Here is an 11760-nt window from a genome sequence, read left to right as displayed (position 1 = left end):
GTCAGGGCGTCAGGATCACCTTGCGGCAATCCTCCTGCTTGCGGTCGAAGATCTCGTAGCCCTTGGCCGCCTCTTCCAGCGGCATGCGGTGGGTGACGATCACCCCCGGATCGAGATTGCCTTCTGCGATATGGTCGAGCAGCTCCGGCATCAGCTTCTGAACGTGGGTCTGGCCCATCTTGAAGGTCAGCCCCTTGTCGAAGGCATCGCCGAGCAGGAAGCCGTGCACGAAGCCGGCATACACGCCGGGAATGCTCACGGTGCCGCCGCGACGCGTGGCCGCGATGCACTGGCGGATCGCCACGCCACTGCTGCCTTCCACCTTCAGCGTGGTCAACGCCGACTCGAGCGCACTGCCCTCGGCTTCAAACCCGACTGCCTCGATGGTGGCATCCACGCCGCGTCCGTTGGTCTGGGTGACGATGTATTCGGCCGGATCATCGACGCGCGTGAAGTCGATCGGCGTCACCCCGTAGGTGCGTTGCGCGAAGTCGAGGCGGTACGCCAGGTGATCGACCATGAAGATGGTCTCCGCCCCCAGCAGGCGGCAGCACGCCGCGCTCATCAGGCCAACCGGCCCTGCGCCGAAGATCGCCACACTGGAGCCGGGCTTGACCCCGGCATTGATCGCCGCCTGGTAGCCGGTGGGCAGGATGTCCGACAGGAACAGCACCTGCTCGTCGGACAGCCCGTCCGGAATCCGCAACGGACCCACATTGGCCTTGGGTACGCGCACGAACTCGGCCTGCCCACCCGACACGCCGCCATACAGATGGCTGTAACCGAACAGCGCCGCCGGCGGACGGATGCCCTTCTGATTGGTCGCCGCCCCCTTGCCGCTGTTGGTGGTTTCGCACGCGGCGAACTCGGCAAGACGGCAATGGAAGCAGGCGCCACAGGCAATCACGAACGGGATCACCACACGATCACCCGGGCGAAGGTCGCTCACACCGCTGCCGACCTCTTCGACAATGCCCATGAACTCATGGCCCAGCACGTCGCCGCTGTGCAGGTCGGGGATCTTGCCGCGATACAGATGCAGGTCCGAGCCGCAGATCGCCGTGGCGGTCACGCGCAGAATCAGGTCGTCGGGAGCCGCCAGCACCGGATCGGGGACGGTGTCGACACGGACGTCCTTGCTGCCGTGGTAGGTCAAAGCGCGCATATTCTGCTCCAGTGAGGGATGCACCATTGCTACGCCGTGCCGCGTACCGGTCGGGTGACTCAACCGTGTGCGCCATGTTGAGGGAGGGCGACGGGACGTTCACCCGGGCCGCAGGATGCTCGGGTTCCACCCGCACAGGAGTCAGCGAATGAACATACCCACCCACCCACGCGGCACGCCCGAAGACGATCAGCAGAAGGCGTTCACGCCGGACAAGGTCCGCAATGACGACGCCCGGTGGAAGGACAAGGACATGCCGGAACAGGACGACGGCAAGGTCACCCCGGCCGACTACGAGGCGCCCCCATCGAAGGACTGAGGCAGGCCACCCGTCGTACTACTGCTGCCCAGGCGGTGAGGCCGGCGGCGCTTCCACCGGCGGCGCTGCAGGGGTCGGATCGCCTTCAGGCGGCGCCTCGAGTGGCGGGACCTGCGCGGGAGGATCACCTTGGGGCGGTGCTTCGGCAGGCGGCTCCTGCACCGGCGGTTCCGGGCTCACCGGCACTTCCACCGGCGGCGCAACAGGCGACCCTGGCGTGGGCGTGGGGGGCGCGCCGGGCGGCGAATGCGACGATGCGTTCATCGGGTAGCTCCAACGGGTGGGATGGCAGAGCATCGCCGGTAGCGCGTCAACAACCGGCGACGGCACCGTGCACGTATCGACACGGTGACGCTTAGTACGAGGCCACGCCGGGCGCTATCCTGTGCCGCATTCCCGCAACGTGGACCGTGCACATGGCTGTTTCGAAATGGATGTCGGCGCTTCCGCTGTGCCTGCTGCTGGCCCCCGGCGCGCACGCCGCAGCGCCTACTGACGGCGTGCGCCAGGTGCCCAGCTTCGCATTGCCGGTGTCGCCCTATCTCAGCCCGCAGGCGCAGGACAGCGTACGCAGCGCAGTGATCCACGGCGATCCCACGGCCAAGCTGGACAATGCTGCGGTCCTTGCGCAGCTGGACAGTATCCGCAAGGGGACCGACCAATGGGCGTATGGCGAGATCGCCGAACTGCGCAAACGCTTCGCGATGGAGCTGCATCACGAAACCTGGGGCGGCATTCCGGTGGTGCGCGTGCAGCCACGCAGTGCACCGGCTGACCCCGCGAACCAACGCCTGCTGATCGAACTGCATGGCGGCGCCTTTGTGTTCGGACGCGCCGACAGCCTGGGCCTGCTCGAGGCGATCCCGGTGGCGGCGATGACGGGCATGACCGTACTTGCCGTGGAGTATCGCCAGGGCCCCGAGCACCGCTTCCCTGCGGCCAGCGAGGATGTCGCGGCGGTGTACCGGGCGGCACTGGCGCGGTTGCCCGCCGCGCACATCGGCATCTTCGGCTGCTCGGCAGGTGGCGTGCTCACCGGCGAATCACTGGCCTGGTTCGCGAAGGAGAAGCTGCCCATGCCAGGCGCTGCCGGCCTGTTCTGCGCGGGCGGCGATGCGCGTTACGGCGGGGACTCGCGCTACGTCATGGCCGCGATCAACGACGCCCTGCTGCCCCATGCCGACGGCACATTGCCCATCATGGAGGACCTCTACTACGGCGACGTCGACTTCCGCGACCCGCTGGTGTCGCCGGTGTTTTCCGAACCGCTGCTGGCGCAGTTTCCGCCCACGCTGTTCATCACCGGCACCCGCGCGGCGGAGCTGAGCAATGTGTCCTACATGCACAGCCGGCTGGTCGATCTGGAGCGCGTGTCGGACCTGCATGTGTGGGAGGGGCTGGGGCACGCGTTCCATCTGGATGCCAAGCTGCCGGAAAGCCAGCAGGCGTATCGGGTGATGGCGCGGTTCTTTGCGAAGCATCTTGGAACGGCGCTGCCCGCCAGCCGCCCCTCCCCTGCAGCGGCAGCTGCGCCTAGATGATCATGAGGACAATGGGCGACGACTGTTCGCGCGCCGCGCAACGCTCACTGAGCAGTTCCAGCGTCATGATGAAGGACTCGCGCAGCTCGCGCGGCATGGCGGCCAGGCCATCCACTTGCACCAGAACGACCTCCCCGGGCGCTACCACCACCCGGCTCATCCCTGCGTCGGGGTCGCGCAGGGAGGACAGGCAGTCAAGCAGCGCATGGCCGTTGCGGCCATAGAATGCCGGCAGGCCGAAAGCTGCAACGAAGGCATCGTGGTATTCGTCCCAGCTTGTGACCGGAGTGAGATCCAGGCGGATCGTGGCGCCAATGTTCAATGCCTGCATGTGCTCCGTCCTGGAGATTAAGGCCGATAGTCTAGAGCAGTGGCGGCGAGTTCCGCTCTACACCTGACGTTGACCATGACTGCACCGGCGCAGTTCACCTGCACTGGTCTACTTGCGTCTACTCCTTCAGCAACACGATGGATCAGCCAACGATGTCCTCCACAGGTGTCTTCCATCTGATTGAAGTTGCTGGCGATCGCGAGCTCTCCAGCGATCGCGCAGCGCGTGTCACTTCCGTGACCGCGTCTTGCCTCAAGTGCAACCACCACTTCACTGCGGCGGACGAATCAACACTGCTGGCAGTGCCCGGTGGCATTGCGATGCGCTGCCCAGGCTGCAAAGCGAGACAGGCGAGACAGGCGAGACAGGCCATCAGCAGCGTGGTGTTTGACGACTTCTTACGCAGGCGGGAATAACCTCTTCCAGCCGCTTTGGGGCACGTCCGGCGACGGACATGCCCCAAGCGCCTGCGCCCTCAAGCCGGGCCAGCACTGCAGTCTGCTATTGCCCTTTCTCGCCACCCAGCGCGCCGCGCAACTTGGCCTGCAAAGCACTGTCCGCGAACGGGTCGAACACGGTGGTGGTGTGCGCGCCCACCTTATACGCAGTAGCGTCGATGGCGCTTGCGGGCGGATAGAGCATACGCACCTGCGCGTGCTTCTTCAGCGAAAGCGCAGCAACACAGCCCATCAGCAGCACATACTTGAGCAACCCGCGCTCGGTCGCGTCGTCCGGTAGCGGCCAGGCCAGAACCCGCTCGGCGACGTCCAGCGTTTCGCTGTGGCGGCTTTCCCAGCCATGACTTGCGCAGTAGAGGGCAGCGGCGGCGATGGACGGCTGCGCGCCAAGGCGCTCCAGGACCTGGTCATGCAATGCGGGCGTCCAGCACTCGGACAACGCGAAACACAGCCCGCGCGGAAGGCCCCTCTCGTCCCACAGACGCGAGAACAGGTAAGCGGTGTTGCCCGATGCTTGCGGGTCCATTCTGCCCAGACTGACGTACAGCATATCGAGTGCTTGCTTGTGCGCATGCTCGCCCCGCTGCATGGCGGCCGACGCGTCTTCCAGCGCGATGCGGATGGTGGCGGTCATGTCCACAGACGTCATTGCCTCCAGTACGCGCCTTGCCGGGTGGTCGTCGCTGTTGTCAGGCGCAAGCACTGCCGCGCGGGCTTGCATGCGTGCCAAGGCCCAGTGGAACAGACGCTGGCGCTGGGTCGTGTCCAGCACGTCCCGCAGGCGTTTGATGTCCTCGCCGACCCGATCGGTCAGCACGCTGTTGAGCGGCGAGGCGTTCAACAGGGCCATCAGCGACTCGAACAGGCGCGCGTCACTCCAGAAAGCGCGCAGACCCACCAGGATGGCGTCAACCCGGTCATCGGCGTCCAGTTCCGCAAGATAACCATTGGCAGGCGGCTCTCCGATCATCGCGACCAGCAGGGGGACCAGTGCGCCGCCAGCATCGGTGACGCTGCGGCACAGTTCCGGCAACAGCGACGCCTGCAGTTCTCCGCTCAATTGCGGCAAGGCGCGCTGCACCAGCTCCATCCGCGTCGGCAGCGTGCTGTCGAGCAGATGGCCGATTGCCCATCGCCGCGCATCATCGTCGTCCGCCAGGTCCGGGCGCCGTGCCAGGCGTATGGCCATTGCATCGCGCGTGGCCGGAGCGGCTTGGGCGACGCCCTCGGCGAAGTCAGGCGCATCCCAGATGGTGAGCAGGTCCTCAGCCAGGCGACGGTTGCCAGCCAGCGCCTCGACACTGAGCGCCGGCTCCGCGTCGCCAAGCAACCGTTGCGCGTGCTCGGCCATATCCAGTACGCGCAGCATCAGGTCGTCCCATGCCAGCAACGGCTGAACGACGGTCAGGAGCGCGCGACCATCGCTGATGGCCTGGTGAACAGGGTGCAGGATGGCAAGGACCTGCCAGTGCGCCGTCGGTGACGCGGCGAGCAACTGCGTGGCCGCGTCCGCAGCCCCGCCTGCGTCCTCGCCCAGACACAGTTGCATGCGCGCGCGCAGAGCCCATGTCGCCGGGGCATCGGTGTCGGTGATCCGATCCAGCGCCTGCAGGGTGGCCGCCGGGTCCAGTGCGTCGGCATCGCGCTCCAGCGCGCTGTCGATGTGATCCAGAACCATGGCCCCTACCGACTTTGGCGATACGGCAAGCGCCCGCAGACGCTGCGCAACCGGCGCCTTGGCGTCGATCTGCGCCCACACCAGCATGCGTGCGCGGCGGTGGCGGAAATCGGGGACGACCGGCAGGTCTGCGTCGTCAGCCATTGTCCCGAAGGTGGCCACGAATGCGCGCAGCAATGGCGTAGCCACCTCGGCGACCTGCTCCAGCACCTGCGCAAGGCGCGCATCCTGGCCGAGCAGTCGCGTGTGCAGCAGCCAGTAAACGGCGAGGTGCACGTCCCCGCTCAGTAAGGGCAGTGCTGCCTCGAACTCGCGCTGTTCGTGTTCCTTGGTGGGGAACGTGCTCAGATAAAGGTTGAACGCTTCGGCACCCAGTTCATCCGGGCCCTGCAACGGTTGGCCCTGGTTGTCGCAGGCCGCCTGCGAAAGCGCCTGCATCACCCACTGGTAGCGCGTGAGCAGGCCGGCGGTGCCGCCGTCCTGCGGAGAGGGCGTCCATGCGTACTCGTGCAACAGCGCGGCCTCTGCATCCTCCCTGTCGTCGCCGACGTCCCACTCGTCGAGCTCGTCCAACTCCAGTTCCTTTTCCGACATCCGCGCCCGGAAGGCCCGGTAATCGGCCAGACTGGCGAAACGCGGTTCCACCAGCCGGGTCTCGTGGTCCTGCCACCACACCTGACCGCCTCCCCGGAGGTCCAGCAGGGTGTAGTTGTCGCCCTCGTCGTCGAGCACGACGAAGCCGGAAAGCGTCTTGTCGATGCCGCCGAAGTACCGCGGATTGTTGCCCAGGTGCGCGTGGACCAGATCGGGGACATCCAACGAAGCGAAATCGGCCGTGATCGCCGCAACGATCTGCTCGGTAAGCGGGAGCGCATAGAAGCGCGAGTAGGAAGAAATCAAGTCCACGATGTCGTCCATGTCTACGTAGGAAAGGTGCAGCGAAGCCCGGTGGTTCCATCCAGCTCTGTAGGTCGCGTGTCGCGCCTGAGGTCTGGTCCGGCCGGCGAGTTTACAAGATGGCAGCTGATCAGCGGATTAGCGCTACTGCCCCAGCGCGCACCTCTACGCGGGGGCCAAGCAGTGGCTTATTGTTGAAACCGAGGCCTGTTCGCGCTTGGAGAGTAGAGCGCCATGACGCCCGCGATGCGCCAGATGGAATGCTCGCCCCTCGTTTGGAGGAGTCGAGATGACCTCCGTGGGTAGCACGCCATACCGCAGAAGACATGATGCTCCTCGTCCGCCAATAGTGGGCCAAACACCACGGCGCTCAGATGCCAAGCCACCAAAATAGGAGCTCATTAGAGTGCTCAGATGCGCCGCGAGCAAGGCCGCGAGCCCGCTGACCATCAGCGCGAATCACCCTCCGGCCGAGGAGTGCGCCGACTTTCGTCGTGAAGCATCGAATTGGCCACGGCTTCGCTTTCTCTGTCGCAGCAAAGAACGCAGCCGGTGGGGGTATTGCCTCGCCGGCACTGGCTACCTTCCGACGTATCCTCCGGATCTCATCTGCTGCGCCGGCCATGGTGCAGATCAAGCTTCCGAAGAACTTAGAGATCAACACTGCGCGCAGGCTACGGGTCGGGTTTTCAGATTCGGCGACTGGCCGTAACTGGTCCGCCGTACAGACGGTCAGGGGAGCAGAACGCCGTCGCGCTCGGCGGCGGCGTTCTGCTACCGGTTTACTGGCAGACGTACTCTGTCGCCGATTCGACTATGTTCAAGTCGAGCTCTTCGTACTGGATCGCGACGGTTTCCATGAGGGAGAAATAGACCACTGTGCGCGCGCCGACGTTGCACGCGGCCGGCAGATCACCGGCGTAGGCGTTCCCGTTGATCGCATAAGCAATGCCGTAGCAAGTCGAGCCGATCTGGTACGGATTGTGGTTGCAGGCCATGCGCTGACTATTGGCCTCTGCGCTGGAGACGTCATAGTTGGCCGTCCAGCCACTGGCCGGATCGTTGGGGCAGCTGCCTGGAAAACCACTGATAGGATTCTGGCCGGCGTTGCAGGTGTAGTCAAAAGCGCTGATGTAAGCGCTCTGTCTGAAGTACGCGGTTCTGCCGCTGTCGACCCATTGACCCGCTGCGGCGTCTTGGGCGAAGGCGGACAGGCCAAGCAGGCACAGCGCAGCTGCGGCGAGAGGTGTAAATCCTTTCAACATGACTATCGTCCTCGGAATTGGCGTAGTGCACGCATCATGCGTGCCGGCTGAGTCTATCCAGCCTTTCCGGGCGCTAATATGACGAGATTGGCATTCTGAGCGTAAAAGCTAAATACGGCGCAGTTTGTCTACCCTCGACGCAGTTGCTCGCGCCACGCCCTTACCGCCCCACCTGTACGACGCCAAACAAAGCGACGGGGTAACTTAGGATCCGGCGGGCAAAGTGGACCATTAAGACATCGGAGTAAAACCGGAAAAACGAGCAGGGAAACCCCTATCATCTGGGGCATCCAAACCTGGAATGTACTCGGCCACACGAATGGGAGTGTGGTTATTAAGATTCCCTTTCGTGGAGATCTGCTTTAGTTGAACAGGGTAGAAGTCGAGCTCGGGCATTCCTCGAACGTGGTTGCGGGTCGGCTACTGGTCCAGACCCACCCCGACGAGAACGGCGGCAGCCGAATAAAGTCCGGGCAGTGGCGAAAGATGCCATTGAGCGCACCTGCTATGGCTGCCTTGGCTGAGCTCAGCGGATGCCAAGTCTGCGGGTGTCGGCGGGAGTCTTCACCACCTTCGGCACATTTTCTACGCGCACACGGCGATTGCAGGCGTGCAACATCGCGTAAGTGCTTGAAATATGGTGACCCCGGCCCGATTCGAACGGGCGACCTTCCCCTTAGGAGGGGGACGCTCTATCCAGCTGAGCTACGGGGCCAAGTGCGGAGCGGAAAATACCCGCCAGACCGCTGACTGCACGCGCCAGTTCGGCGTGCAGCCATCAAGGATACCCACATTCAGCGACGGGACCAAGGCCGTCGCCGCCGAATGCTGGCAGGCCGCCTCAGCGGATATCCAGTTCCGGGAAGCCCTTGACCAGTTCGTCCAGCGCCTTGATCTGGGCCAGGAACGGCTCCAGCGCCGACAGCGGCAGCGCGCTGGGGCCATCGCAGCGTGCGTGGTCCGGGTCACGGTGGGCCTCAAGGAACAGCCCGCCCAAGCCCAGCGCCATGCCCGAACGGGCCAGCTCGGCCACCTGGCGGCGGCGGCCACCCGAGGCTTCGCTGCCCGCGTCGCGGCGCTGCAGGCTGTGGGTCACGTCAAAGATCGCCGGCAGGCCGCCGGTGGACTCGATCATCTCGCGGAAGCCCAGCATGTCCACGACCAGATTGTCGTAGCCGAACTGCGAGCCGCGCTCGCACAGGATGATGTTCTCATTGCCGGCCTCGCGGATCTTGGACACGATGTGCTTGATCTGCGTGGGGCTGAGGAACTGCGGCTTCTTGATATTGACCGCGCGGCCGGTCCGGGCAATGGCCGCCACCAGGTCGGTCTGACGGGCCAGGAAGGCCGGAATCTGCAGCACGTCGACAACCTCGGCCACCGGGGCAGCCTGGGCCACTTCGTGCACGTCTGTGATCACCGGCACGCCGAAACGACGCTTGACCTCCTCGAAGATGCGCAGCCCCTCTTCAAGGCCGACGCCGCGGTAGGACGCGATCGACGAGCGGTTGGCCTTGTCGAACGAGGCCTTGAACACGTACGGGATGCCCAGCTTGGCCGTTACCGTGGTGAAGTGTTCGGCCGCGTGCAGGGTCGAATCCAGGTCTTCCAGCACGTTCAAGCCGCCAAACAGCACGAACGGGAGGCGATTCCCGACCACTACACCTTCTGCAACGGTAACGTTCATTCAAGACTCCTGGGGCGTTGTGCGCCGGGACGCGGCCCGGACAATGCGCCATTCTAGGCCGCACGGCCGCGATCGAACATGCAGGCGGCTATCCGGCTCAGCATCGGCACAGCCCGCCTGCCCTATGCTGCCCCCTCTCCCCCGCCTCACGTGACCGGATGTCTTCTTTGTGGGTCCATCTTTCCCAGCTCGGCGACAGCCGCTGGCTGCTGCCGCTGGGACTGACCCTGATGCTCGTCGCACCGGCCGCGAGCGCGCCGCTGCGCTGGCGGTGGGCGGTAGCGCTGGCTATCGCGGCGTCGCTGACACTAGCCTCAAAACTGGCCTTCCTCGGCTGGGGCGTCGGGCTGGCCCGGCTCGATTTCACCGGCTTCAGTGGTCACGCCACCATGAGCGCGGCCATCTATCCGGTCGTCGCCTACCTGTCCGCACATGGCCGGTGCCGCTCACCGCGGGGCTGGGCGGTCGCAGGCGTCGTGCTGGCCGCCGCCATCGCGTGGTCGCGGCTGCCGCTCAATGCCCACTCGCTGTCCGAAGTAGTCGGTGGCTGGCTGCTGGGAACGGCGGCCTCTGTGGCGGCGCTGTCGGCGCACCCGGCCGCGTTCACCACGCCGCCGCGCACCCTGGTGCTTGCCCTCTGCATGGGCCTGTTGATGCCGCTGACGATGCCAAGCGTGCGTACGCACGATCTGGTGGTGCGCCTTGCCACGGAACTGTCGGGACGCGACAGCGTGTTCGCACGTCATCATCCCCACCGGTGATTGCCAGAATTCCGACGGCCGCGCGCCGTGCGGAATGACGCATTAACCTTGACACTGCAGGGCGAACGCGGCCACCATACGCGTGAAATATTTACCTGACGGAGTAGGAGACCCCGTAATGAAGAAGATTATTGCCGCATTGGCCCTGTTGGGTATGTCGTCCCCGGTGTTCGCCCAGGAAGCACCGGTTGAACCCGGCGCAGAAGTGGCGAGCGCTGAAGTCGCAGGCACCGGAACCGCCAGCGGCGCCGCTGCCGGCACCCTGACCACCGCAGCTGCCATCGGTGGCGGCATCGCCGTCGCGGCCGTCGTTTACAGCGTCGCCTCGGACAGCAGCAAGGATGACGCCGGCAACAACAACGGCGGCGGCACCACGCCTCCGGGCCCGGGCGGCACCACGGGCACGACCGGCACCACCGGTACGACGGGCACCACCGGCACCAATTGATCCGCTAGCCGGAACAATGTCATCACGCCCTCGCCGGGCGCAGGTCCGGCGGGGGTTTTTGTTTTGCCCGACAGGGCCAGGAAGAATCATCGATGGACTGCAAGCGTCTCGGCGCCACTTTGGCACTCGCCCTCTCCCTGTCTGGCTGCATGTTCGCACCCGGTCAGCACATGCGCTCCAGCGCGTTCGCACGTGATGACCAGCCGGTCGGAAACGACCAGATCGAGCTGATTCCGATCACGCCGAAACTGATCGCCATGGACCGCGCCGCGCGCGACCTCCCCGGCCTGCCCACTGCGCTGACCAGTTATCAGCCCAAGGATTATCAGATCGGCGCGGGCGACGTGCTGTACATCACAGTATGGGATCACCCCGAACTGACTGTACCCGCAGGCCCGCAGCAGCAGCTCAACGCTGCTGGCCGCCCCGTGCAGTCCGATGGAACGCTCTTCTATCCTTACGTGGGCAAGGTAATGGCCGCCGGCATGACGCCGAGCCAGCTCCGCGAAGAACTCACCAGGAAGCTGGCGCGCTATATCGAGGCGCCGCAGGTGGACGTGTCCATCCTGACCTACGCCAGCCAGCGCGTCTGGGTCACCGGCGCATCGCGTCAGGCGGCCACGGTTCCACTTACCGTTACTCCGCTCACCCTGGGCGATGCCATCAGCCAGTCCGGTCTGGACGCCACCCAGGCTGACCTGTCCGGTGTGCGCCTGACCCGCGATGGCGTCACCTACACCATTGACCTGGATCGCCTCGGTCGCCAAGGTGGTGGCGCAACCAACATCTTCCTGAAGTCCAGCGACCACCTGTACGTGCCGTACCTGGATCGCAAAGAGATCTTCGTTGTCGGCGAAGTCAACCAGCCCGGCGCGATGAGCTTCAAGACCAGCGATATTTCGCTCAGCCAGGCCCTTGGGCGCGCACGCGGGATGCAGCAGACGACGGCCAACGGCAACGCCGTCTACGTGATTCGCGGCTCCCAGGACCTGCAGAGCATGCCGTCCACCGTGTATCACCTGGAAGCAAGGTCGCCGGCCGCGTTCGCCGTGGCCAGTCAGTTCGAACTGATTCCCGGTGACGTGGTCTTCGTCGGCGCAGCGGGCGTCACCCGCTGGAGCCGCTTCGTGAACCAGTTGCTGCCCTTCACCTCGATCATCAGCAACGCTGCAAGCGCGCGCAACGATCTCGAAAACTGACGGTGGTTCAC

At 65.1% G+C, this 11760-nt stretch carries 10 protein-coding genes and 1 tRNA gene; 5 read left to right on the top strand and 6 right to left on the bottom strand.

Translation table 11 applies throughout. The features are described 5' to 3' along the window. Window position 1: 1 nt before the first annotated feature. Window positions 2–1165, bottom strand: coding sequence for a zinc-dependent alcohol dehydrogenase (locus ACZ0AE_RS08760; RefSeq protein ID WP_463600856.1), 1164 nt, complete (start codon window positions 1163–1165; stop codon window positions 2–4). A gap of 148 nt (window positions 1166–1313) precedes the next feature. Between ACZ0AE_RS08760 and ACZ0AE_RS08755 the strand changes: the two genes are divergently transcribed. Beyond that, the gene (locus ACZ0AE_RS08755; RefSeq protein ID WP_463600855.1) at window positions 1314–1484 is read left to right on the top strand and encodes a hypothetical protein; all 171 of its coding nucleotides are present in this window, start codon (window positions 1314–1316) and stop codon (window positions 1482–1484) included. A 416-nt stretch (window positions 1485–1900) separates the two neighbouring features. Further along, window positions 1901–3025, top strand: a complete 1125-nt coding sequence (locus tag ACZ0AE_RS08750; protein ID WP_463600854.1) for an alpha/beta hydrolase fold domain-containing protein — start codon at window positions 1901–1903, stop codon at window positions 3023–3025. Here the strand turns inward: ACZ0AE_RS08750 and ACZ0AE_RS08745 are convergent. From ACZ0AE_RS08745 to kdsA, 5 genes are all read right to left on the bottom strand, one after another. Next, window positions 3018–3356, bottom strand: coding sequence for a barstar family protein (locus ACZ0AE_RS08745; protein WP_463600853.1), 339 nt, complete (start codon window positions 3354–3356; stop codon window positions 3018–3020). The genes ACZ0AE_RS08750 and ACZ0AE_RS08745 overlap by 8 nt on opposite strands. 501 nt (window positions 3357–3857) lie before the next feature. Further along, window positions 3858–6410: a hypothetical protein gene (locus tag ACZ0AE_RS08740; RefSeq protein ID WP_463600852.1), complete on the bottom strand. Its 2553-nt coding sequence runs from the start codon at window positions 6408–6410 to the stop codon at window positions 3858–3860. Window positions 6411–7171: 761 nt separating this feature from the next. Next, the gene (locus ACZ0AE_RS08735) at window positions 7172–7654 is read right to left on the bottom strand and encodes a hypothetical protein (RefSeq protein ID WP_463600851.1); all 483 of its coding nucleotides are present in this window, start codon (window positions 7652–7654) and stop codon (window positions 7172–7174) included. Between the two features lie 638 nt (window positions 7655–8292). Further along, window positions 8293–8369 (bottom strand) — tRNA-Arg (locus tag ACZ0AE_RS08730). A gap of 126 nt (window positions 8370–8495) precedes the next feature. Next, window positions 8496–9341, bottom strand: coding sequence for a 3-deoxy-8-phosphooctulonate synthase (kdsA, locus tag ACZ0AE_RS08725; protein ID WP_141058363.1), 846 nt, complete (start codon window positions 9339–9341; stop codon window positions 8496–8498). Window positions 9342–9499: 158 nt separating this feature from the next. On the opposite strand from kdsA, the gene ACZ0AE_RS08720 reads away from it, so the two are divergent. From ACZ0AE_RS08720 to ACZ0AE_RS08710, 3 genes are all read left to right on the top strand, one after another. Next, the gene (locus tag ACZ0AE_RS08720; protein WP_463600850.1) at window positions 9500–10102 is read left to right on the top strand and encodes a phosphatase PAP2 family protein; all 603 of its coding nucleotides are present in this window, start codon (window positions 9500–9502) and stop codon (window positions 10100–10102) included. Window positions 10103–10220: 118 nt separating this feature from the next. Next, window positions 10221–10550: a hypothetical protein gene (locus ACZ0AE_RS08715; protein WP_463600849.1), complete on the top strand. Its 330-nt coding sequence runs from the start codon at window positions 10221–10223 to the stop codon at window positions 10548–10550. A 92-nt stretch (window positions 10551–10642) separates the two neighbouring features. After that, on the top strand, window positions 10643–11749 hold the full coding sequence (locus tag ACZ0AE_RS08710; RefSeq protein ID WP_141058366.1) for a polysaccharide biosynthesis/export family protein: 1107 nt from the start codon (window positions 10643–10645) through the stop codon (window positions 11747–11749). Window positions 11750–11760: the final 11 nt, after the last annotated feature.

Source organism: Stenotrophomonas sp. AC248 (assembly GCF_979258185.1).
This window is presented reverse-complemented; position numbering and strand designations above follow the sequence as displayed.